Source organism: Bradyrhizobium brasilense (genome assembly GCF_029714345.1).
GTDB lineage: Bacteria > Pseudomonadota > Alphaproteobacteria > Rhizobiales > Xanthobacteraceae > Bradyrhizobium > Bradyrhizobium australafricanum.
In genome coordinates this window covers 7594277-7617309 of the sequence record NZ_CP121669.1, presented here as the reverse complement: position 1 = coordinate 7617309, position 23033 = coordinate 7594277, and the positions used below count along the sequence as shown (strand labels likewise).

Annotated in this window: 22 protein-coding genes; 10 read left to right on the top strand and 12 right to left on the bottom strand. The window is 58.5% G+C overall.

Features of this window, described 5'->3' with window-relative positions:
• Positions 1 to 948 carry a non-homologous end-joining DNA ligase gene (gene ligD, locus QA635_RS35135; protein ID WP_283064298.1) on the bottom strand — a complete coding sequence of 316 codons (948 nt, stop codon included), beginning with the start codon at positions 946 to 948 and terminating at the stop codon, positions 1 to 3.
• 137 nt (positions 949 to 1085) lie between these two features.
• Between ligD (QA635_RS35135) and QA635_RS35130 the strand changes: the two genes are divergently transcribed.
• Positions 1086 to 1703 (top strand): cell envelope biogenesis protein TolA, encoded by a 618-nt coding sequence (locus QA635_RS35130; RefSeq protein WP_283064296.1) that lies wholly within the window; start codon positions 1086 to 1088, stop codon positions 1701 to 1703.
• Between the two features lie 227 nt (positions 1704 to 1930).
• Here the strand turns inward: QA635_RS35130 and ligD (QA635_RS35125) are convergent, their stop codons facing one another.
• Positions 1931 to 2851: a non-homologous end-joining DNA ligase gene (gene ligD, locus QA635_RS35125; protein WP_283064295.1), complete on the bottom strand. Its 921-nt coding sequence runs from the start codon at positions 2849 to 2851 to the stop codon at positions 1931 to 1933.
• Positions 2852 to 2956: 105 nt separating this feature from the next.
• On the opposite strand from ligD (QA635_RS35125), the gene QA635_RS35120 reads away from it, so the two are divergent.
• The gene (locus tag QA635_RS35120) at positions 2957 to 3145 is read left to right on the top strand and encodes a DUF3606 domain-containing protein (RefSeq protein ID WP_283064291.1); all 189 of its coding nucleotides are present in this window, start codon (positions 2957 to 2959) and stop codon (positions 3143 to 3145) included.
• Between the two features lie 26 nt (positions 3146 to 3171).
• Here the strand turns inward: QA635_RS35120 and QA635_RS35115 are convergent, their stop codons facing one another.
• The 5 genes from QA635_RS35115 to QA635_RS35095 all read right to left on the bottom strand — a co-directional run bounded on the left by QA635_RS35115 (position 3172) and on the right by QA635_RS35095 (position 9761).
• Positions 3172 to 3450, bottom strand: coding sequence for a hypothetical protein (locus tag QA635_RS35115; protein ID WP_283064290.1), 279 nt, complete (start codon positions 3448 to 3450; stop codon positions 3172 to 3174).
• Positions 3451 to 3757: 307 nt separating this feature from the next.
• Positions 3758 to 5620 carry a reverse transcriptase domain-containing protein gene (locus QA635_RS35110; protein ID WP_283064288.1) on the bottom strand — a complete coding sequence of 621 codons (1863 nt, stop codon included), beginning with the start codon at positions 5618 to 5620 and terminating at the stop codon, positions 3758 to 3760.
• A 1029-nt stretch (positions 5621 to 6649) separates the two neighbouring features.
• Entirely contained in the window at positions 6650 to 7027 is a 378-nt protein-coding gene (locus QA635_RS35105; RefSeq protein ID WP_016848005.1) for an NUDIX hydrolase, read from the bottom strand.
• 1030 nt (positions 7028 to 8057) lie between these two features.
• Complete coding sequence (locus tag QA635_RS35100) at positions 8058 to 8612, bottom strand: hypothetical protein (protein ID WP_018269882.1); 555 nt, start codon at positions 8610 to 8612, stop codon at positions 8058 to 8060.
• A 924-nt stretch (positions 8613 to 9536) separates the two neighbouring features.
• The gene (locus QA635_RS35095; RefSeq protein ID WP_283064281.1) at positions 9537 to 9761 is read right to left on the bottom strand and encodes a hypothetical protein; all 225 of its coding nucleotides are present in this window, start codon (positions 9759 to 9761) and stop codon (positions 9537 to 9539) included.
• Between the two features lie 756 nt (positions 9762 to 10517).
• Between QA635_RS35095 and QA635_RS35090 the strand changes: the two genes are divergently transcribed.
• The 3 genes from QA635_RS35090 to QA635_RS35080 all read left to right on the top strand — a co-directional run bounded on the left by QA635_RS35090 (position 10518) and on the right by QA635_RS35080 (position 15425).
• On the top strand, positions 10518 to 13622 hold the full coding sequence (locus QA635_RS35090) for an efflux RND transporter permease subunit (protein WP_283064277.1): 3105 nt from the start codon (positions 10518 to 10520) through the stop codon (positions 13620 to 13622).
• Positions 13623 to 14382: 760 nt separating this feature from the next.
• Positions 14383 to 15273, top strand: coding sequence for a sulfite exporter TauE/SafE family protein (locus QA635_RS35085; RefSeq protein WP_283064274.1), 891 nt, complete (start codon positions 14383 to 14385; stop codon positions 15271 to 15273).
• Positions 15270 to 15425, top strand: coding sequence for a hypothetical protein (locus QA635_RS35080; protein WP_283064272.1), 156 nt, complete (start codon positions 15270 to 15272; stop codon positions 15423 to 15425). The genes QA635_RS35085 and QA635_RS35080 overlap by 4 nt, the downstream gene beginning before the upstream one ends.
• Positions 15426 to 15926: 501 nt before the next feature.
• Here QA635_RS35080 and QA635_RS35075 read toward each other — a convergent pair.
• Together QA635_RS35075 and QA635_RS35070 are read right to left on the bottom strand one after the other, a co-directional pair.
• Positions 15927 to 16283: a PRC-barrel domain-containing protein gene (locus QA635_RS35075; RefSeq protein ID WP_137482149.1), complete on the bottom strand. Its 357-nt coding sequence runs from the start codon at positions 16281 to 16283 to the stop codon at positions 15927 to 15929.
• A 393-nt stretch (positions 16284 to 16676) separates the two neighbouring features.
• Positions 16677 to 17000: a hypothetical protein gene (locus tag QA635_RS35070; RefSeq protein ID WP_283064269.1), complete on the bottom strand. Its 324-nt coding sequence runs from the start codon at positions 16998 to 17000 to the stop codon at positions 16677 to 16679.
• Positions 17001 to 17862: 862 nt separating this feature from the next.
• Here QA635_RS35070 and QA635_RS35065 point away from each other — a divergent pair.
• From QA635_RS35065 to QA635_RS35055, 3 genes are all read left to right on the top strand, one after another.
• Positions 17863 to 18012 carry a hypothetical protein gene (locus QA635_RS35065; RefSeq protein ID WP_283064268.1) on the top strand — a complete coding sequence of 50 codons (150 nt, stop codon included), beginning with the start codon at positions 17863 to 17865 and terminating at the stop codon, positions 18010 to 18012.
• 518 nt (positions 18013 to 18530) lie between these two features.
• Positions 18531 to 19073 carry a 3'-5' exonuclease gene (locus tag QA635_RS35060; protein WP_283064267.1) on the top strand — a complete coding sequence of 181 codons (543 nt, stop codon included), beginning with the start codon at positions 18531 to 18533 and terminating at the stop codon, positions 19071 to 19073.
• A gap of 49 nt (positions 19074 to 19122) precedes the next feature.
• The gene (locus QA635_RS35055) at positions 19123 to 19308 is read left to right on the top strand and encodes an exonuclease domain-containing protein (RefSeq protein WP_283064266.1); all 186 of its coding nucleotides are present in this window, start codon (positions 19123 to 19125) and stop codon (positions 19306 to 19308) included.
• A gap of 32 nt (positions 19309 to 19340) precedes the next feature.
• Here the strand turns inward: QA635_RS35055 and QA635_RS35050 are convergent, their stop codons facing one another.
• Entirely contained in the window at positions 19341 to 20366 is a 1026-nt protein-coding gene (locus tag QA635_RS35050) for a glycosyltransferase family 4 protein (RefSeq protein ID WP_283064265.1), read from the bottom strand.
• Positions 20367 to 20411: 45 nt separating this feature from the next.
• On the opposite strand from QA635_RS35050, the gene QA635_RS35045 reads away from it, so the two are divergent.
• Positions 20412 to 20552, top strand: coding sequence for a hypothetical protein (locus QA635_RS35045; protein WP_168855193.1), 141 nt, complete (start codon positions 20412 to 20414; stop codon positions 20550 to 20552).
• Between the two features lie 409 nt (positions 20553 to 20961).
• Here QA635_RS35045 and QA635_RS35040 read toward each other — a convergent pair whose 3' ends face one another.
• Both QA635_RS35040 and QA635_RS35035 read right to left on the bottom strand, forming a co-directional pair.
• Positions 20962 to 21276, bottom strand: coding sequence for a hypothetical protein (locus QA635_RS35040; protein ID WP_283064264.1), 315 nt, complete (start codon positions 21274 to 21276; stop codon positions 20962 to 20964).
• A 23-nt stretch (positions 21277 to 21299) separates the two neighbouring features.
• A complete protein-coding gene (locus tag QA635_RS35035; protein WP_283064263.1) occupies positions 21300 to 22409 on the bottom strand; it encodes a DUF1236 domain-containing protein in 1110 nt (369 codons plus the stop codon).
• A gap of 224 nt (positions 22410 to 22633) precedes the next feature.
• Here QA635_RS35035 and QA635_RS35030 point away from each other — a divergent pair, with 224 nt between their 5' ends.
• Entirely contained in the window at positions 22634 to 22861 is a 228-nt protein-coding gene (locus QA635_RS35030) for a hypothetical protein (RefSeq protein ID WP_283064262.1), read from the top strand.
• The last annotated feature ends 172 nt before the right edge of the window (positions 22862 to 23033 follow it).

The following is a 23033-nucleotide window of genomic DNA, read 5'->3' as shown; positions in this document are numbered from 1 at the left end:
TTATTTTCGCGACCAGTTCTTTTCGCGAACGACGTCCTTTGCGTTTTTGTCGGACCGCAGCCCGAGATAGACAGGCTGGCGCAACTCGCCGTTGCTGGTCCACTCCGCGAACTTCACTTCTGCGACCAACGCAGGACGCACCCAGGTCGTGACCTGCTCATCCTTCACCTTGGCAGGGAACGGTGACTTGGCGGTTTTGAGCTTCATGAGCTTGCCGTGAAGCTCTTCGAGAACTTGGTGGCTGAAGCCGGTGCCAACGTGGCCTATGTACCGCCATGCATCCCCTTCGCGTACCGCGAGGACGAGAGCGCCGAAGAAAGGCCGGGTTCGCCTCGGCGCCGTGAAGCCGGCGATCACGACCTCTTGCCGCTGCGCGGTCTTCACCTTCAGCCAGTCGGCGGTCCGGCGTCCGGACGCATAGGGGCTGTCGGCACGCTTGGCCATGATGCCTTCGAGATGTCTCCGCTCGGCTTCTGCGAAGAACTTCGTTCCCTTACCTTTGCGGTGGTTGCTGAACGCGACGAGCTTGTGGCGCGGAAGGATGGCCTTGAGCCGCTTCTTGCGCTGGAGAAGCGGTAGCGCACGCAGGTCCGCGCCCTCTGCGAACATGAGGTCGAACGCGCAGTACAAAAGCTTGGCCTCATGGCGCAGGGCGTTCTGAAGCAACTGGAAATGCGAGACGCCGTCCTTTCCGATCGCGACGAGCTCCCCGTCGATCACGGCATGGCCCTTCACGCCCTCCAGCGCTTTGGCGACCTCGATATAGCTGCGGCTGATGATCTTGCCATTTCGGCTGTAGAGCGCAACCTTGCCCCGCCGGATTTCCGCGATCATCCGGAAGCCGTCATACTTGTCCTCGAAAACCCAGCCGGGATCGTCGAACGGCGCGTCGGTGAGCGTAGCGAGCATCGGCTGCAGGCGCTTGGGCAGGGTCGACGTCCGGCTCATTCGAGGCCAATCCTTAAGAGCGCGTTGCGAAATGCATGGATGTCCTTCAAGGATTAGGGAACGCTTCGGAGCCGCGTCGTGTTCCGCAGGCTCCGTGGCATACGACGTTGACCGATTGAGGAGGGCGGATCAGACCAATGGCGAGAAAACTGAAAACCTTTCAGACTTCGCTGGGCTTCTTCGATCTGGCGATCGCCGCTCCTTCCATGAAAGCGGCCCTCGAAGCCTGGGGCGCCAACAGCAATCTCTTCCACCAGGGCGCGGCGAAGGAAAGCGACGATCCGGACGTCATCGCTGCGGCCATGAAGAAGCCAGGCGTCGTTCTCAGGCGCCCGGTCGGGACCAACCGATCCTTCAGCGAGCAAGCCGAACTGCCCTCCGATCTCGGCGGGGACAGAAGATCGACGAACGCCCCGCGCAAATCGAAGGGCCAAATTGCGAAGAAACCTTCCTCACGTCCAGTCGACAAGACGGCCGAGCGGAAGGCTGCGCTTGCCTACGAACGGGAGGTGAGGCGCCGGGAGAGTGAACGGGCGAGGGAGGAGGCCGCCAGACAGAGAGAACGTGAGCGCCGTCAGCAGGCGGTCGACAAGGCGCAGGCTGCGCTGGACAAGGCGGAGCAGGAGCACGCGAAGCGGGCTGCCGCCATCCAGGCCGAGGTTGAGGCTCTCGCGAAGAGATCGCAAACCGAAGACGATCGCTGGAATAAGGAGAGGGAGCGATTGGAAGCTGCGCTGCAGCGTGCGCGGAGTTAGTTTCTTGGCAGTTCTTGCTCGGCGGCACCGAGGGAAGGCAAAGGGGTGCCGTCGAGCGATCATCGTTCGGGATCTGGTACGCGCGCTGCGGCTCGGTTCACCGCTGTGCGGTCCCCTCGGTCCTCGGGAGCGAGCTCCATGACCGCTCGATGCAGCTCGGCCGGAATCGTCAGCGGACTTTCGAGGGGGTTTGTTCGCCCACTGCCAGAAGCGATCGAACGCATCCATCACAGGTCCTCCCGCAGGCCCCGGAAGAAGCGGTGGCGGACCTTACCCTCGGCCGACTTCGCGCGATACTCGATCTCGGCCAGAAGCTTGGGTTCGACCCAGATGCCCTTGTGACCGATATGCTTGGTATAAGGCTGGGTCTTTCTGATGAGGGGTTTAAGCCGTTTCTGTAGATCGGCGGCCGAGACCTTGTCGAAGCCGTGGTCGACTTTGCCGGCGTAGACCAGATCGTCGGCCTTGCGCCGGCCGACGTAGATGCCGTCCCACTTTGCCCCATCGAGTGCGAAACCGGCAATGGTCAGCGTCTCACGCTGTACGCAGGTCTTTTTGACCCAATCATTCGTCCGTCCCGTCGGATAGGCGCTGCCCCGGACCTTTGAGACGACACCCTCGAGGCCGAGCTTGCAGGCGTGCGCGAACATCTCGCGGCCGTCTATCTCGAAGCTTTCGCTGAACTGGATGTCGGTACCGCCAAGGATCTTCCTGAGTTCGGCCTTGCGCTGAAAGAGCGGTAGCTTCCGGATATCCCGGCCGTTCAGATAGAGCAGATCGAACGCGACGAGCACGATGCTCTTCGATTTGCCCTTGAGCTCGTTCTGCAGGACCGAGAAGTCGGTCGTGCCGTCGGCGGCCGGTACCACGATTTCGCCATCCACCACCGCCGAGTTCGCCTTGATCCGCCAGGCGTCATGAGCGACCTTCTTGAAGCGATACGTCCAATCGTGGCCGCGCCCGGTGAAGATCTTCGCCGTCTCGTTGACCAGATGGACCTGAACACGGTAGCCGTCGAACTTGATTTCGTGGATCCAGCGCTCTCCGGATGGCACCTTCTCGATCGAGGTGGCCAGGGCCGGTTCGATGAAGCCGGGCAAAGGCGCCTTGACGCCGATAGCCGCCGGCTTTTTACGCTGAAACGCCACTGAAGAACTCCACGCTACAGCCGATTCAAACTGGCACAGTTCGAATCGTTCCGGAACCGGCGAATCCTTGTTGCGTTGCCTCGACGCCACGAACAGGAGGTATCCATGGCGGCAGCAAAGAAGTCGAAGACGGCGCGCGGGCGAAAACAGGACCGGGCTCGGGTGGCCGGCAGGCAGGACTACGAAGTGCAGTACGAGGCGAAGAAGACGCGAAAGTCGGCGTCGGCGGTGAAGAAGGCTGTCAAAAAGGTCGGCAATACGCGGAAGCGGGTGGAAAGGCGGCTAGGCCGCTGAGGTCGAGGAGGGGTGGGCGTCGGTGTTTAGCGCCGGCCCTCCTCGTCAGGGGAGCATTCTGGGCAGGTATCACCAATCGAGTCCAGCACATCGCGAACCGCGGCCTCCGCTGCGTGAGGGGAGACGTCTGCTGGCGGGTGAAGACGCGCGATATCGAAGGCGCGCTCTCGTGCATGCGGATCGGCGCGGTCCTGCATCCAACCGTGCTCCTCGCACTCGCGGATGGCGCCCGCTTCCTGGAGCACTTGGATCGCCCATCCGCGCAGGGTCCGTGTTGTCGGCTTTCGCTCAATGGTCATCAGCATTGAAATAGACTCCGAATACGACGAATCCCGTGACCCGTCGTTTGTTCCGGCTGCTAGCACAAGGCTGGGATTCCAGTCAGCAGAGGGACAATGTTTTCGCCCGTTCTGAGGCCCTTGTGAAAAAATGCCAGGCGGTTCTCGCAGGATGCCTGCATCACGTTCAATAGGTTTTTCACTGTGTCTGCGCGTGCGGCCGGAGCCGCACCGGGCTCTCGTGAACCGAGCCGCGCAGCGTCTCGGTAGGGTAGGCGCGGGACACCTCGAAGAGGATATCCCTACGCCTCCCCCCAAACCGTGCGGGCACCTTTCAATGCACACGGCTTTCCGTACGCGCATGCTCTCGACCGGAGACGGCTGCACGGCATGACGGGCACAGGACAATGGTCTTGCGCCGCCAACCGGACCGTTTCCAGACCGTCAGCGATCCGCTTTGCAAGTCTCCTAGGCGGCGGAGATGATGCATCTCGAATGGTCCCGTCGTATCGCTGCACGCTTCGCACTTGCGAGCGTTAAGTCGATCGATCAGATCATTTGGGCTTTTGACCCACCACGCACCTGCCGTGACGTTGTCGATAGTCGGACTTGTCCAGTAGGCTCGGTTCAGATGCTTCAGTCTCCACAGCTTGATGCTGCGAAGCTTACCGCGGACCACGGAGCTAACCTCGTAGTCCGTGCCTTTCCACAGACGCGCCATGGTTCTTGCCCTCGTCGTCCGATGTCGCATCGCCAGCGTCTTCACGAGACTGCGGAACACGACAAGCTCCAGCAATCCCAAGGCGCTCTTGATGTCGTCGGCAAACGAATGGTAGTTCGCAAACCCACGGAACTCTGAGTTATAGGCGAGGACGGTTGCAACGTCGCTGGTTACCAGGAACTGCTCGCGCGGACTGCCGGTCTTCTTGGCGAGATCGCCATAGCCGTGTTGCTTGCAGAACTTGGTGACTTCCTTGCGCGGCACCCGCAGGCTGACATTGCCGGTGGTCGGCCGACGCATTACGCGCCATGTCCGTCCAGCCGGTCCCTTGCGGCTGGATTTTCGTCCAGCCCCGTAGGATGTGTATGTCGAGACGCGATAGCTCAGGAAGGTCACTCCCTTTGAAGCGGCGTGAACCCCACTTTTCTCGGGCGACACGGCGAGCTTCAAGGTCTCCGTCAGGAATCGTTCGACGCAGGCCATGATCTCGCACGCGTCCCGCTTGCTCCCGATCACGCCGATGAGGAAGTCGTCGGCATAGCGGCAGTAGCGGAGCCTTTTGAAGTTGGGGTCCATCGGATCGACGGAAGGCACTTTCCGTCTCACCTTATTGACGGCTTTGATCTCCGCAAATGCAGCATCGATCTCGGCCCGATCCGCACCTTCGGCACGGAGCCGTTCAATCTTCCGGCGGAGACTGAGGACGCGCCGTTCCAACGCCACGTAGCGCGGGAATGGACGTCGCTCACTGCCTTTGTCGAAGTCCGCCTTCATCATCTGCATGTGCTGATCCAACTCGTGCAGATAGATGTTGGCGAGCAAGGGCGAGACAACGCCGCCCTGTGGCGTACCACTGTAAGTGCGTCCGTAGACCCAATCTTCCATGTAGCCTGCTTTGAGCATTCCCTCGATCAGACCGATGAACTTATCGTCATCGATCCGCTTCCTAAGAAGCCCAAGCAGGATGTCATGGTCGATGTTGTCGAAGAACCCACGCACATCCACTTCGACCAGCCACTTGCAGCCCGTCCAACTCTTCTTGATAAGCTTGAGTGCGGTATGACAGGATCGCCCCGGGCGGAACCCATGTGATTCATTGAGGAACACAGGTTCATAGATCGCTTCGAGCAGAATCCTGACCGCCTCCTGAACGAGCCGGTCTTCCACCGTGGGGATACCCAGCGGTCGTGTCTCGCCGTTGTCCTTCGGGATATAAACCCGCCGGACCGGCCGGAAGCGATAAGTGCCATCTGCCACGCGCCTGGCGATGTCGGCGAGCTTCTCCAGCGACATGCCGTCGAAGGTCTTGCCATCTACACCGGGCGTCAGGGCTCCCTTGTTGCGGGAGACCTTTTCGTAGGCCCACTCGAAGAGATGCGGGGATCTCATCAGGCGGTGAAGGCCATTTACGCGCTTACCCGACCGCGACAAAGTCGGCAGTGATTCAATTCTTCTCTGGATGGTAACGGCCTGCATCAGCAGAACCTTTCCGTCGAAGAATCTCTTCTACGCATACTGCAAATGCCGTTGTTAGCGGCATCGTCCTTCCCCCGATCGGAGGCGCTTTCGGTCCGGTCACCCGGCCTTATACGCATGATCGTCCGCCTCGCTCGGCTGTCCCGGCCATTACGCCGGGCATTTGGGTACTATGACGGCTCCGTCGCCATACAGGGCCTCGAAAGAACCTATTGCAGGCGATCCCGTAGTTACGTGTGCGGGGAGTTGCGGTGTGTTTAGGTGTCCCATTCGTCTCCTTGACCCACGGATAGTGGTCGTCCCACGCGGACTGGTGGCAGTTCGCACTGGCCGGTGCGATCCGCCCCGCGTGGCGTAGCGTGTCAGCCGCGTTCGCTACTGCCAGCCCTTTGGCGACTGGAAACTGGGATTCAGGCAATACAGCTTTCACCATGCACACCTTACTCTGTGCTCTCCACCGGGCTGCGGCGCCCGATTTCGAGACGTTTCCCGGCATGCTCTGGTCCCGTTCCTCTTTCGAGGTCTCAGTCGTTTCCGACACCGGTAAGCCGGGTAAGTAAGAGCCCAACCAGTAGGCTCCATTCTTTCGAGCACTCCCTTCTTCTTCACGCCACAACGGCGCACGCCGTGCGGCTTCGATCCCTCGCGCCAGAGCTTCGGTGCTCCTCGCCGGGGGCACTCGGGAAAGGGGCCCGCCGTCATGAAGTATGCCGGCGTCGCTATCACTGCCCCGTTCCCGGGTGCCCGTTTAACCGGTCTCGTCGCTGCACTCGGTCCCGCGTGCCGCCTTCGGCGTCGCTATGCTCACGCTCCTGCGGGTGCCATTTCTCTTTAAGGCGATGCGCCCTGGCGCACGCCTGATTAAGGCCTGCGGCCCTATGACCGAGCTCTAAGAGCGAGTCGTCGCGCATCGAGATCAAGTTCACAAAGAGATAGAAGGTAATCCCGTCCGATGGTAAGAGCCAATATGCGATGCGGCGAAGTTTGTTGCCTTGAGCGGAAATCAACGTGCAAGTAACCGGCTATTGTTCACTTGGGAAACAGCTTGTCCCGAATGTAGCGGGACGTCGGCGTTAGCCTGATCCGTCGCGGCTTGCGCCAGACCGCCTTGTCGATCTCCTTTGTGTCACCAATCTTCAATTGGCCGGACGCTTTCTTAGCCACGAAAACAGCATCGCTCATCTTGCGCCCAGATCGGCGGTTCGTGCCCTTCACTTCCTTCCAGAGCTTCAACGGTCCGAGTTTGATTTTCGGAAGTTCTTCCGCAACCTCTCGACGAAGGCACGCCCTGTCACTCTCACCGGCACGCTTGCGGCCGCCCGGAAACATCCAGAGCCCGTCGCGACGGCGTCTGACAAGAAGCGCACGCCCGTTCTTCGCAACGACAAGCTTTGAGGATTTCGCCATAACCCCTCAAATCGGTTTCACAATCCGAGATCTGTTTAGGCCGCTTGGGCCGCTAAGAGCAGTGACGCGGACCGCGTTCCTTCTCTTCACAAAAAGACTATCACGATGTGGGGCCGAGCTTGCATGATCCTGAGCGATCTATCGCGCAAACGTTCGTATGTCTTGGAGAAAGATCTTTGAGCAGTTATGTTTTGAACTGCTTCAAGGAAGAGCAAGCTGGCATCGGCGAGGCGTTCTCGGTTGGGCATTCCGCTCGCCTCTCATTCGGCGATGGCGATAGATTTTCTCTATCTCTCGTATCGGACATGGTCTTCAGGTACTCTCGATGAGCAATTTGATCCGACTCCGCTACAACACAATGGCAGACGAAAGCCCGGGCGGGGAGTGGAAATGGCGCGTGATCTTGGAGAGAGATGGTGGATACGAGGAAGTTCTCGTAAAGAAGCTCTCGATTAACGTGCCTTCATTCTCTCAAGCAGACGAGATGCCTATTGTGGGACGCAAGTATCACATTGCTTGCTACGGCGAATTAACGATAAAAGACGGACACGGAACCATATGCAAACCCAGGTAAGGTCGCCTTGGTTCGGGCTGCTCTCCTTATCACTTATCTTTTCCGGTTTGGCTCCGGTACAGCGAAGGTCGCCGCGGTTACGCGGATCTGCTTACCGCGCAGCCACGCGGCGATGCCGTTCATGGTGGTCATCACGGCATATATCGGATTTGTGAGAACGTCTCATTTCGAGCCCCAGCCGGTGCCGTAATGGGCCCTGCTCCGAACAAGGTCTGATGACGGTAACTGTCCCTCATAGACGATGAGACAAAGACACGACTTTGAGTCGAACACATGGGCTTCGATGCTCAAGGGACTTTCTGGCTAAGATGCAGGTCGGTCCAACAATGCGGAGATCACCCGCAATTAAACTGAATGACTGCCCAGCAACACCTTCACTCAAGCAAATTCAACTGCACACAGGTTCAGGCTGGCACGTATGACGTCGTCGGATAGACTGAGGACGATAAGGATCGTTCAATTATTTGTGCAGTCCGTCTGCTCTAAATAGAACGGCCCGCGGACACCCGCGCTGAACGTCTCGGCGGCGCCCAAAGCTTCAAGGAGGCGTGCTTTGGGGTCATTCCAGTCGCGTGTTGATCTCAGCGAGCCGAGCGCTATCGCATTACCGCATCCGCACGCATCGAACCCATGGACCGATTCTCCAACCTGGTAATCGTCCGAGATATGGAACAGCCGGGCGGCGTAGCCGACAAGGAACGTCCCGCCGTATTCAGCAGAATCCCTCGTCCTAGCAAAGCCGCCATACTTCATTCGAGCTCTCACGGCGTCGATGAAGTCGGTGACCATGTAAGTCATCACATCGACACCCACGCGCGGCCTGTTAGGATGGAAGCCAAACGCCAAAAGCTGTCCCATCCGGAATGAGCTGGTAAAGCCCATGACGAAATCACCGCTCCGGAATACCTTCCTGTCGTTGCGGACGACGAGAGAGTAGTTCGAGTCCAAACCGGCGCTATCGCCACCGATGTAAACAGTGCCTTTATTAACCAGTCCAACAATACACGTCATTGCGCCCCAATCTCCTCAGCTACGGTCCGGAAGCAAACTACGGTTCATCGTGAGAACGAATTAGGTCCCTTCTGACGCACTAAAGAACGACCTGATTTCATTTCAGTGGCTGGTCGACCACCGCGCCACGCCTTTGCATGTTCTACCTCATCATTCTAGATCAGAATCAGACGTGAAGTTTAATGAGGTCGTGCGCGTGAAATGACGGGGTCAATGGCGTTATCGTGTACAACGATGGACTTACCAGAAGTCACGACGGCCTTTGCAATCGCTCCCCTCGACTGGCCAGTTCAGCATCGCCACCTTTGCGCTGCAGTCTGCTATTTAGACCGATACCCCGGTCTGCACCGGTTCCATAGTTTCGCCGCACGGCGATCTCCGGGCGGACTTTGCATTTGCAGCGACGCAGGTCCGCTCAGAAGATAATCGTGGGTGATGAGGTCCTGAACAAAGCAAGCAACGTACCAATCTGAATACGCATGTTTAAAGAAATTCGTAGGAGTTCGTCGCGTCAAAATCAAAAATAGCTCGCGATGTCGCCTCATCGCCCATCACCGACATGCCCTGGTCGCCCGGCGATGACTGGTTTTAGTGGTAAAGCGAACACGGCGAATTATGAGTAGGCGCCCTAGCGCCGATCCAGATCCGGCTTGAATTCTTGCGGCGAGGGCGTGACAAAGCCGTGATCGTCGGGTTTGCAACAGACCGGACGCGGCATCCTGACAGTGCGCCGCGCATGCAGGCGCGTGGTCTTTGTATGCCTGAGCCGGATTCACCTCCCAAAGCCAGCGGGTATCATTGCAGAAGCTGCAGCGCGGTGAGGTAATGATGGATCCTCCCCGACACCATGAAAGAGCGAATGCCGCCCCTTACCTTCGGCAGTTGACAAGATTACTCGATTTCGACGAACAGCTTCGGCGCAACCTAGATCGCCTTATGCTCGATGCGTTTGGTGTAGGCGGCCTGGGTCTTGCGGATCAGCGGCGTCACTAGTTTGTGGAGATCGGTGGCCGAGGCCTTGTCGAAGCCGTGGTCGACCTTGCCGGCGTAGAACATCTTGTCACCCGTACGCCGGCCAACATAAATGTCGCCACATTCATTGCCGTCCAGCGCAAAGCTCTCAATGATGCGAGAGCATATCGCCTGCACGCGGACTCTCTGAGTCAATTCTGTGCATGTCGGCTTTTACAACCCGATCGTGTGGGCGGATTAGGTCCTTCGAGATGAGATTTGCATCCCGCCTCGAGCAAAACGAGTGGCGCAGTCGATCGCTTCCAAGCCGACCTAAGGATGATGAGAAAGCCCAAGAAGAAGCTTGAGTGGCACGAGGCCGCGTACAAGACGGGACCGTCGCCCGACCCGCCTGGGGGAATACTGTGGAAGTTTGAGTCGGACCGAGAACAAACCTTGGTATAGGCTTTGTAGCCCATGCGATATCACCCGCTTACCTTTGTAGAGTTGAGCATCTGCCAGGTTGTCCATACTTTCAATTTCAAAGCTGAATTCGATCGAACGGGTCGAAGCCTTGAACTGACGCGATTCACCTAGACGGTTTTGCGCTCCATTCAGACTTGAGCACGAGAGTAAATGGAAGCACGTGAGCCCACCTCCACATCCTGAGGCGGACCTCAGGCTGATTACGCGCAAAAAGGACTTGGGTCTTATCTTGCGAAGGCGCTCCCTATTCGAGATCGCACTCAGCCAAGCGGGGTCGGCGTTCATCATAAGCAGCGAGGATGGAAGAAGCGGAAGGCTGAGCCTCTGCTTGGCAACATACGAGTCTTTAGAGCGGCCACTTTAGTTTCGCTTATAGCAGGGGCCTGGCCGCAGTTGCCGCTTTAATGACGATGGCTGTCGCGCGACTCGCTAGCGAGTTTGCGTCACCCTCTTTGAATGCGAGTCGAGATGACATTTACAGAGCTTTTCATCAAGCGTCCGGTTTTATCTATCGTCGTCAGTCTACTGATCTTGCTGATCGGCCTTCGCGCGGCCGCTGTTCTGCCAATCCGGCAGTATCCCAAACTGTCTAACACGGTCGTCAATATCACGACCTCCTATCCTGGCGCCTCCGCCGACATGATCCAGGGGTTCATCACCACTCCTCTGGAGCAGGCGGTCGCTTCCGCAGAGGGCGTCGACTATGTCACTTCCTCATCTGTGCTCGGTGCGTCGACGATCCAAGTCTACATCAAGCTCAATTTCGATCCCAACGAGGCACTCACCGAGGTGCTGTCTAAGGTCGATTCAGTCAAATCGTTAATCCCGAAAGAATCGAGCGATCCGGTCGTCACTAAGTCAAGCGGTCAGGCTACCGCTGTCATGTACATCGCCTTCTCCAGCGAGGAACTGACGGCCAGCGCGATCTCGGACTATCTCTCGCGCGTCGTGCAACCGGTTATGTCGACCGTCGACGGCGTTGCGGCGGCTGACATCCTGGGCAGCCAAAGTTTTGCGATGCGGCTATGGCTCGATGCTGCGAAAATGGCGGGGCACGGCGTGTCGCCGGCAGATGTTTCGGCTGCAATCGCCGCCAACAACTTCCAGGCCGCGTCCGGTCAGACCAAGGGCTATTTCACCATCTCCGACGTCACGACAAACACCGACCTGCGGAGTGTCGATGACTTCAAGCGCATGGTCGTCAAAGCGAATGACGGCGGCTTTGTACGCATGGAGGACATTGCGGCAGTCGAGCTTGCCGCGCAGACCACAGACGTCAGCGTCTCCATGAACGGCGAGCACGCGGTCTTCATCGGTGTCCAGGCGAGCCCGCAGGGCAATCCGCTAAACATAGTGCGAGGTGTTCGGGCGCTGTTTCCAGAAATGGAACGCAACCTGCCGCCGGCACTGAAGATGAAAGTGGCCTACGATTCCACCAAATTCATTCAATCGTCGATCGATGAAGTGGAGAAGACGCTCATTGAGGCCGTCGTGATAGTGGTGGTGGTCATCTTTCTATTCCTGGCCTCGCTGCGGTCGGTCATCATTCCCGTCGTTACCATTCCGTTGTCGCTCGTCGGTGTCTGCAGCATGATGCTGGCGCTGGGATTTTCATTCAATCTCCTTACCCTCCTTGCGATGGTACTCGCGATCGGTCTCGTGGTCGACGACGCGATCGTCGTGGTGGAGAACGTTCATCGCCATCTGGAAGAAGGTGCGCCGCCCCTCCAGGCTGCTGCGAGAGGCGCGCGCGAGATCGTGGGCCCCGTCGTCTCCATGACGATTACGTTGGCCGCCGTATACGCGCCCATCGGTTTTCTCGGGGGCGTCACCGGCGCGCTGTTCCGCGAGTTCGCGTTTACGCTGGCGGGGGCGGTGATCGTGTCGGGCGTGATCGCTTTGACGCTGTCGCCGATGATGTGCTCGGTCTGCCTGAAGAGCGCTGAGGAGGGGCGGTTTGCAAGAGTTGTGAACCGCGTGTTTGGCGCCACGACACGCTGGTACGGACGCAAGCTCGACCGCTCGCTCGACTATCGTCCGATTACCGGGCTGTTCGCCCTGACCATGCTGGGTCTCGTCGGTTTTCTCTATATGCACACTTCCAAGGAACTCGCGCCGGAGGAAGATCAAGGGATTGTATTCGCGCTAACCAAAGCGCCGAAATACGCCAACATCGACTACCTCAACTATTACGGCGCCAAGCTCGAAAAGGCGTTTCAGAAGTTTCCCGAGACCGATTTGAGCTTCGTGCTCAACGGCACTAGCGGCTCGCGGGGAGGGATGGCCGGCATGTTGCTCAAGCCTTGGGATGAGCGCAAGCGGTCATCGATCGCGCTAAAGTCCCTTGTCCAGGTCGAGCTGTCCAAAATCGAAGGTATTAACGCATTTGCGTTTAGCCTGCCGTCGCTTCCGGGAGGCACGGACGGGCTACCAGTGCAGATGGTGATCAATTCGACGCTAGGTTTCCAATCCGTCTATGAGCAGATGTCGAACCTGAAGGATGCCGCGCGCAAGAGTGGTCTGTTCATGGTCAGCGATTCTGACCTCGAGTTCAATCAGCCCGTGGTACGAATCAAGGTCGATCGATCGAAGGCCAACGATCTTGGCATCACCATGCAGAATATCGGTAACGCGCTCGCCACCCTACTTGGCGGAAACTACGTCAATCACTTCAATCTGCAAGGCCGTTCGTACCAAGTGATTCCGCAGGTGCCCCGCGAACAACGCCTGGCCCCGGAAGCGATCGGAAACTATTATGTGAAGACCGCGAAAGGTTCGATGCTTCCGCTGTCTACCGTAGTCTCGGTGGAGACTGCGACTGATCCGAACGCACTCACGCACTACAACCAGCTCAACTGCGCGACCTTTCAAGCCGTGCCGATGCCCGGCGTTACGATCGGTCAGGCCGTGGACTTCCTGGAAGCGCAGGCAAAGAAACTGCCCGCAGGCTTCAGCCACGACTTCCTTGCCGACGCCCGGCAATATGTGCACGAGGGTAACCAACTGGCCATTACCTTCGCGTTTGCCCTTATCGTCATATTCTTGGTGCTTGCGGCGCAGTTCGAAAGTCTGCGCGATCCCCTCGTTATTATGATCAGCGTGCCGATGGCAATCGTCGGCGCCCTGATACCGCTATTTTTTGGCTGGTCGACGATCAACATCTACACCCAGGTCGGACTGCTGACGCTGGTTGGGTTGATTTCCAAGCATGGCATCTTGATGGTTGAGTTCGCCAATGAACTGCAGTTCAAGGAACGACTTGACCGTCGCTCGGCTATAGAGATGGCGGCGCGCGTCCGGTTGCGTCCAATCTTGATGACGACGGCGGCGATGGTCACGGGCCTCATACCCTTGTTGACCGCAACTGGAGCTGGCGCCGCGAGTCGCTTTTCGATCGGGCTGGTGCTTGTCGCTGGCATGTCTATCGGCACGCTCTTCACTCTCTTCGTGCTGCCGGCGGTCTATGTCGCGATCGCGTCCGATCACCGAGCCAACGCGAGTGTCGGTCACGCGAAGAACGGTACCGAGGTTGAACTCACCGGCGCTGCTGATGCCCAGCTGGCCAAACAATAACGATTAATCAATCCGTGTTCGCTCGATTGCTGCTCCAGATAGGACGTCGTTCGCCGACCGCGGTGATTTCATCGATTCGAAATTCACGAGAGTACCGAAGGATGATGTCCAACTGATGCGCCTGTTTTGACCCATCGTTCGCCGGAGGTGAAGGACTGCACACTGCCAAAAATGCGGCCGCTTCATGATGCCGGTGTGGTCAGCGATAGCGCCTGGGACGGCCTTATAATTCTCGCGTAACGAGATCGTCGCCACATGCTGCCCAGCTTGGCGAGCGTCAGGCGCCCGGCGAAGAGCTTGTCAACGCTGAAAAGGTGATGTTGCTATTTTCCCAACGGCTCTGGAGCGAATTGCTTTACCCCGTCTGAGCGCGTCGCATTGTTAGTTGAAAACGACGACCTCTGGCTTGCAATGGCATTAGGGCTTAGTTGCCGACAGTTCAAGTCTACTGGGACCGTTCGGAATTGGTCGTCAGGAGCCTCGCATATACGACCGCCGCAGTCATGGCTTCGATACGAAAACCAAGCCAAAAAATATTAGCTGAGTGATCGCGGTCGGGTAGGGGAAGTACAACGCAGCTTCATACGACCGAAGTCGATAATAAGAGAAACTAGCGCGCTTGGCCACGGCCAAAAGCCAATGTGAAGGCCGCCGGAGCTGTGAAGCGAGGGCGGAATCTGCCGCAATCCTGATGACCAATGTCCACGTCTGATTCGCTGACGTGTGATCGGACGCGCTCCGGACTAGGAAGGTTAAGGAAATGCCTGAGTTTGATGGTGCTATGTTGTTTTTGGCGGCAACAACGTGTTTTGCCGCGTTCGTAAATGGAGCCATTGGCTACGGTTTTTCGTCGCTCACTGTACCCCTTGCGCTGGTGTTCTACACCAATCGCATTCTCAATCCGGCCATTGTTATCATTGAAGTCTTCGTCAATTTTTACGTCCTCGTCATCAATCTGAAGGGCGTGCCGGCGGTTTGGAGACGAGTGTTTCCTATCTTGCTTGGGCTCTTGCCAGGCATTGCGCTCGGGGGCTATGCGCTGGCCTCACTGCAACCGGGCTGGATGAAATTCGCCACGTACACGATCATTTTGCCCCTGATCTTGTTGCAAGCTGCGGGCTGGCGTCGCCCTATCGAATCGAGCTGGTTGATCGGTCTGCCATTCGGGTCGGTGCTGGGCATCCTCTATTCGGTGACGACTATCTCCGGCCCGCCTTTGGCCATGCTGTTTAACAACCAGGGCCTGGTCAAAAACGAATTTCGCGCCGGCCTCGCCCTGGTTCGCGTTGTGGAATCGAGCGCGACTGCCTTTGTCTATTACAAGCTCGGCCTTTTCATTTCCGAAAGCGGCAGCCTACTTTATGCCTTTATACCCAGTGTTTTGCTCGGTATCCCACTGGGATCCTACGTCATTCGGCGGCTTGATCCGGAGATGTTTCGACGCATTTGCATGAGCTTTGATGCTTGGATCGTGGGATTCGGTCTGTCACGAGTGTTGATCGAGCTCGATCTCGTGCAGAACGCCTGGGCTTACAGCGTGATGACGGCGACAATACTGATCGATTTTTGCTTGCTATACTCATTCTTTACCACGCACAGTCCGACCTGGTCGGAGCGACAGTCGCGGCGCTCCGCGGATTTTAGCGCTTGAGGGATGCCGACGACCGGCTCACTATCGAGCGCGCGCGCTTCCTGGGGCTGGGCGACGATGTGAAGAATGATTTCGGCAGGCGCGCGGAGGCCGTAGCACAGAGCCTCCGCGAAGCCTCGGACACAGTGAAGGCCGAATTTGCCGACATCTGAACCGAGGCGCTGGACCGCGCCAGACAGGCCGGTCCGGATGCCGTGGACGCCGCGCGAGAAGCAGCCAAACGATAACCAGATATTTCTCAGGGCCGATGGATCTTGCGTTTATTGGCTCGTCAACTCCTCAGCCCGCGAGGCGGTGGCAAACGGCCTGGCATATTCAAGTGCCGGTCGAGGGCGAGGCGCTCACTGAAACTCGGGATTCGCTTCTTGCGCTTACGGCGCTCTTTCTCAAATGCACTCTTTCTTCCGTTCAAGTGAAGGAGCGCGCTGCTCTCGTCGCCTCGGCCATTTTGGGCAGAGCGCTCAGGATCTTCTTCTCAGCGAATGGACGTCTTTGAGCGTGTCGCGAAAAAGGAAGTTCAGGGTCTTGGTCTTGCCTACGGGGTACCTCCGGTTGGCAAATCGACACGACAAGCCGGAGAACCTTGCGAGGTTCCAGAGCAAAAGCCCGGCGTGCAAGACGCCGGGCTGCTGAAGAGCGTCGATGGAATTCTCTCACCAGTAAGGCGAGGCCTGATAGTAATCGTAGACGCGCTGATCGTTTGCGCGATTCCAGCTCCAGTCATTGTCGTTTGTGTAGCGTGGCGCTTTATCCAGTTGGTCCTTGGTGATGTTGGTGCGGTACCCGCCGAGGTTGGTGTCATAGGTCAGGCTGGACCAAGGCGTGGGATAATGGTCGTCGCCGATGCCAAGGAAGCCGCCATAACCCAGCACGGCATAGGCGACCTTGCCCGATACCTTGTCGATCATGACACGCTCGATGCTGCCGATCTTCTGTTGGTCTGCACCGTAGACGGCCGTGCCTTCCACCTTGTCACTGCCGATGAGGTTACCTGTTTCGCGTTCTGCCATGGACGTTCTCCGAAAGTTGGCATTAAAAACGTCAAACGCGATCAAAACAGCCTTGTTCCTCGCGGTCATGTTTCACGCCCCGAGGGTTGCTGGGGCCACCAGGATTTCAGCACCTCGCCCGCTCCGCGAGCTCGATCTGGAATCGAAGCACTGGGCGTAGAGATGCAGCGAAATGTCATGCACAGTATCGGACGAGGAGCACATCCGATGGTGCCGCGTGTGATGTTTGTGAGCGGTCGTCGCGTGGCCCGAATGCATCGGCGCGGATCCGGCGCGCTCTTTCGTATCGTTGCGAAAGCTAACCCGGCTAGGTCAAGCAGACGCTAGCATGACCGAATGGCAGCGTGCCCCGCTTGACGCGGCCTTTCTCCTTCAACCTTTAGAGCGAGGCTTTCATGGCTTGCTTTCGTCCAGCACCGCTTGCGCCTTTTTGTACGCCTCCAGCGCGGCCTCGCTGGCAGCCAGCAGCCGGTAGCTGCGCTCCATGTCCTCCAGGTAGCGGCGCGTGAAACTGTCCCGGGTTGCTTCCTTTGCACGGCGACAATGTTTCGCCATTTCCAAATAGTCATTTGCGCTCATTCCATTATATGCGGCCGAGCGCGGGAGCGTTCCTCCGAAACCAGCGGTTTGCATCTGCAAGTGCTGTGGCGCGTCGGGTGTTCCGATGGAAACGCCTTTACCCATGTTAACGCGCAATGCGGCTTCCGTCGTGTCCATCTCAAAGCCGATATGGCCTTCGAGGGGGAACGTGCCGAACGAACCGGCCTTCGAACAAAAATAGGGCGACCTCTGGCGCGTCCTGTTTTCATTTGCGGTAACTGCGGCTGTTGGAGTCAGTGCTTACTTCGCCATTCGCTTTTTGATCGGTCTTTGAGCGATTGGCCTCGGGGAGCATGATGATCTACCATGCCGCCCTTGCCGCGTGATAAGGCGCTGCAATTGAGTGCTTCAACCGTGGCCAGGAACGTCGGAGCCGGTAGTATACGGGGAGTTAGCCAACAATTACCGGCTCCAGTGGCCGCTCCACGTGCTTTCCTTAGGGAAGCCTAGGGCAAAAGAGAGGCAATGATCGCAAGAGGGGCAGCGCCACGCAGACGCCGCCAGCCAGATGACCCAGTCATATCTCGCGCTCATTTTTGGATGCCGGCCTTTTGAAGTCCGGTTCCTTGACCGATGACACTTATTTATCCAGGCGCGGATTGCGAATCCGCAGCAGTGGTCCCGGTTGGCGCGTCTCCGTGGCCTCGCATTGTGCGGTAGGATTCTCGGCCTGGAGAGGGCCGAGGAACAATTCAAACTACCTTGGGCGGCGTCAAACACATAGGGAAAAGTGGCAACCTTGAAAGAGCCTGCTGAGAATTGATCGTTGATCGCGCCGATAAGGCCGGGAATAACTGACCCCAGCACCAGCTCCAACACACGCTGGTAATTCAGCGTTGTCACTTCGGAGAGCGGAGGCCGGGCGACGCAGCCATTCGCTCATGTGGCCTGCCAGCTCAGCCTGGCGAGCCTTCTTGCTAGGGGGCGCTGACTTGTCTACGCAACTGCGGGAACTGCCGCCCGATTCCAAGATTGAGGCATGAAGTTCACTCAAATCAACCGTGTCGAATACGTATTTCTCAGCTTCGCGGGATTGTCGTTCGTCGGTCTTGTCGCCGGCGTCGGGCTTCTTTCTCATCGAATAGAATGGCCCTCGCCGGATATCGTTGGTCTGGGCCTGAGCATGTAAGTCCGGGGCGCTGGGACTGTTTCATTGGAGGCGATGGCGTTCCGCGGATGGGAAAACTGACCGCTCCTTAGGAACGATCCACCGTCGGGAAAATTAGGTAATCGTGGATGCGTTCCCGGCCCCCAAGTTGGCGCATCCACCTCAGTCCCGGCGCTCCTCCCCAGAGCGCTGGGACTTATTTGCTCGGACAGCGGGCCTGAGCCGCCTTTGTGGCGATCCGTCTGGAGATCGGCATCACGGAGGACGGCGCTTGCTTTCAAGTGCACAGCGCGACCAAGCGATATAAGACTTGGCGGCGCTGGCACTCAAACTGGAAATTGCAATCCTCCAGTGCGGAACATACGCGTTGATGCGCGGAAGGTTGCTAGGGCTGTTTCTCCCACTCCGCGATTTGCTCTTCGATGTCCTTGATTATGTCGACGAGCAAACTCTCACGGCGCCGCCAGTGAAGCGTTCGGAAAGCCCGAGATAGCCGCGCAGTTTCCGTTCGAGCTCTTGCCTCGGCTCTCTTGCGATCCATGTCGGCGCGCGCCTTACTGCTTCGAATTGTTCGTCTCAAAAATGAATGCAGCTCTGAAGAGCGGGCCATCTTCGGTTCGCACCTCGATCAAAACATCGGTTCGATTGGGGACCACGTCCTTCACGAGCTCTCCCAAGGTGCGGATAGCTTCCGCTTCCGTGGCCTGTTGGTCGGGCCAATCGAAGCCCTCATCATCGGGGTAGAGGCCCCGAGCATCGAAGAAATAACGCGGCATTTCACGCTTCCATTGCGGCCAGCAATGGACAGCAACAAAACGGTGAAGGAGCCGTTCAGCGCGTGGCACGACCGGGGCCACCACCTCCAGAATCACGAAGTCGTCGACGAGTGGCATTCACTGGTGAACCCGCAGCGGTCGATTCCGGCCAGGATTGTGCAACTGACCGGCATCACGAACGAGATGGTTCGAGACGCGCCCGCATTCTCCGACATCGCGGACCGTTTCATGACGTTCATGGGCAACGGCATCTTCGTCGCCCACAACGTGAACTTTGAATATGGCTTTCTATCGTACGAATACTAACGGCTGAGAGCGGCGCTTCCGCTTTCCGAAGCTTTGTACTTGCGCCGGCATGCGTCGCAGATATCGCGGCCATAAGTCCTATCGTCTCGGCAAGCTCTGCGCGATCTACGGCATCGAGCTCGATGATCACCATCGCGCGCTGTGCGACGCCCGCGCCGCTGCCAGGCTACTGAACCTGATAAATCACAGGCGCGCCGAGGACACCCCGGCGCCGCCGGTGGAAGTGGCCGCTTAACCGCACTCAGGGCAGGTGAAAGGGGTGGCCCTTCAGGTGGCGATTAGGCCGCGGTAGGTTTGCTCGTACTCTGTCGCCATCCGGCTCGCGGAGAAGCGCGCCTCGAACCGGGCGCGTATCCTCTTCCGATCCAACCGACCGAGCTCGGCCACCGCTCTTGTCGCCTGATCTACATTCTCGACGATGAAGCCCGTTACACCGTCCTCTACAACTTCCGGCACGGAGCCGGATCGGTAGGCGATCACGGGCGTTCCGCAAGCCATGGCCTCGATCATGACGAGACCAAACGGCTCGGGCCAATCAATCGGAAACAGGAGGGCCGCCGCCTCGGCCAGAAAAGGTTGCTTTTTTGCCTCATCGACTTCCCCCACCAGGTGAACCGCTCGGCCATCGATCAGCGGCTCAATGGTTTTCTTGAAGTATCGGGTCTCACCGCGAGGAATCTTGGCCGCGATTCGCAGCGGCTTTCCAGCCGCCTGTGCGATTCGGATTGCATCTTCGGGACCTTTCTCCGCGGTGAAGCGGCCGAGAAACGCGAGATAGGATCCCTGCTCATTCGACGGGTTGAACAGATGCGACGGCAGCCCGTGCTGAATTGTCGCGATCCAGTTCGCCCCCGGAAGCGGCAGCCGCTGATGCTCAGAGATCGAGACGAACCCCGCGTCCGGAAATTGGCGCACAACGTCAGGAAGGCCCGGGAGGTCCAATCTGCCATGCATGGTGGTCAGGAAGGGCACGGAGAGCCGGCCAAGCAGCGGAAGCGGCAGCCAATCGATGTGAGCGTGGATCACATCAAAGTCCTTCGCGCGTCGCGCAACGGCTTCCAGGAGCATGGCACAGGCTGCACTGGGATCGACGCCCTTACGTCCTAGGCGTAGGGCGCGCGGCCATACGGGATGCAACTTGCCCTTCGTCCTGGAATCTCCACTTGCAAACAGCGTGACGTCGTGTCCGAGCCCGACGAGCTCGTCAACCAACCACGCCACCACGCGCTCGGTGCCTCCGTAGAGCTTCGGGGGCACGCTTTCAGCGAGGGGAGCAAGTTGAGCGATGCGCATCAATGGATCCGTTAGATAGGAAGCATCGCTCCGAGGAGTAAGACGATGGCCGCTGAAGCGAGTTCAGCAATGACCAACAGCGTCCACTCCGGTCTTGCGCTGCCGATCACCGCGTGTCTGACGAACTCCTCCATCAGCCTCAACATTCGTCCTTGGGAAGACGATCGAGATAAGCCAATCCAGTGAGTTCATCGGCTTCGCTCAGTTCGCTTCCCATCTCCCTTGAAGGTGACGCTCCAGCAAACAACGACGGCTGTCCGCAATGTCAACATCGCGATGTTTTACCCAATAGAGGCACCAAATCGTATCCACCACGCTTCTGAGCGGGACGTCGTTGACCATGTATCGGCTCCCGCAAGAAAAATACCGTGAAGGCAACTCGCGCTCGGGCCGATGTTTCCTGTTTTTCCTGACACTCGCGCCTAGTAATTTAGTCGGAGGCTCTGTGGTGCAGACCTCGAGTGCTCCCCAGGATGCCGACCGTGTGGTTAGGATTCACGCCGACGAAGAATTCGCGCTGCTTCCTCAAAACGTCATATCTTGTCGAGGTCGGACCGCCACCCCGCTACTGCGAAGGAGCGGCCCCTGTTAGCGGCTACCAGCCGCGGGCGCCAAAGCTGAAGCCGACGCCCGGGCCGCTGCCGTAATAACCATAGCCGCGATCATAGTAGGCGGGTCCGCCGTAGGAACCGTAGCTCCGGCGTACCACATAGCCGTCATCGCCGTAATAGCGCTGGACGTAGCGGGGACCATAGCTGCGGAAGCAGCGACCGTACTCGTTGCAGACGAGCCGGACCTGGTGAATGCCGGAGAGTTCGGGCGAGCTCACGGCGGAGGGGCTGAGGGGAGCTGCGGTCGCAGCCGACCCCAAAAGGGCGGCGCCGACGACGCCCAGGGCGATGATCTTCATGATTGTCTCCTCTTCTGATGAGATCAGTCGATCTCTTCGATGATGCGACGTTCGTGCGGTTCGACGATGTAGGTGCGGCTGTCCCGATGGATGTACCGATATTCTCGCAAGGTCGGCGCGTCTCGGTAGACCTCGTCGGGAAATGCTTCGATCTCAACGTCGTCCGGCACGCGCTCGCCGGTACGGATTTCGGTGCGAACCGTACTGCCGGTGGTGCGCCGCTCGCGCTCCACGGGGCGCGCCTTGGCGTGCTTTCGGATCACTTCGCGATCGCGATCGCTAAAGGTCGTCTTGCGCTGCTCGGACTGCGCCGGCGCCGCCGCCGTTGCGCGGCCCGAATACGGCATGACCGCAACGATCTTGTAGCTGGACGGCTCCACGATCACGATCTCGTCCTTCACCAGGACGAAGTCGTAGCCGCGATACTGCGGAACAATTTCGACGACCTCGGCTGGTAGCGGCTGCAGGCGCACGTCCCGAGGCACGGCGGTGCCGACCGATAGCGAGAAATTCACGTTCGTCAGCGGCTGGACGTTGAGGTGCGAGATCGACGTGCTGATGCGGGTACGCTGCTGGTCGTTGATGTTGACGGCAGCGTTCACGTTGGTACTCGACGAGCGGTCGGCTGATTCCCGCTGGCTGTTCGGCTGCTGGGCCGTGTTAGTCGAGCTGCTACCGGTCGGCGACTGGGCCTGATTGCTGTTGTTTGACGCCGGCGGATTTGCGCTCTGGGTTTGACCGGTCGAAGGCGAGTTGGTCTGCGCCTGGTTTGACGGCGGGTTGGCCTGGTTTGACGGCTGGCTGGTCTGCGCCTGGCTGGGCGAGTTGCCCGAGGCCGGTGTCTGCGCAGTGTTGGCGCCGGTCTGGGATGATTGACCAGTCGCACTCTGGGCCGCGGAAGGGGACGACTGAGTTTGAGCAGAATTGGTCGAAGTGGCGTTGCCCTGGGCGGGTCCCGAAGACGTCGTGGACGACGGCGTCGTGCTCGAGGAGGGCGTCGTCGTCGATGTGGAATCCTGCTGACGCTGCGCGCCTGGCGGATTCGCGTTCGAGGTGCTTGGAGAGGTCTGCGCAAAAGCCGACGTCGCGATCGCGGCCGCCGCAGTGGTAGCCAATAATAAACGCCTGTTCATCTGAAAACTCCCTGAATGTGGTGGCCAACAACAATGCTTGACGCAGCTAGTTCCAACTCGGGATATGTTGGCAATAGCTGTGGCCTGTTCGGAAAATTATTAACGATGAAGCCGTGCTGAATTCGAATTCAAGCTCACGAAGAGCTATCGCGTCGGGAAAAGTGGAACATCCCTCGAAATCCGTCGTTAGGACGCACCACGAGCATCCACTGGAGGAGGACATTATGAAGAAGCTGATCGTGTGCGGCGCTCTTGCCGCCTTTGCTCTCGGCACCCAGGCCGCCAGCGCCGCCGAGTTTTACATTGTGCGCGACGCATCGACAAAGAAGTGCACCGTTGTCGACACCAAGCCGACGACCACCACAACGACGGTCGTGGGTGACGGCGTCTACAAGACCAGGACCGAAGCCGAGTCTGCCGTGAAGACCACCAAGGTCTGTACCGAGCAGTAGGTTCGCTCTGAGACGGCCTGGAGTTCTAACCATGTTGTCAGATGCATTGAGCTGCTAAGCTGTGTAAGCGAAAGGCCCGCTTTCCCTTAGCGGGCCTTTTTTGCGAGAGGGCTGGCCAAAGGCGCGGGATGGCCCTTGGCGCCGTTATAAGGGCTCATCGCCCAATCGTCAC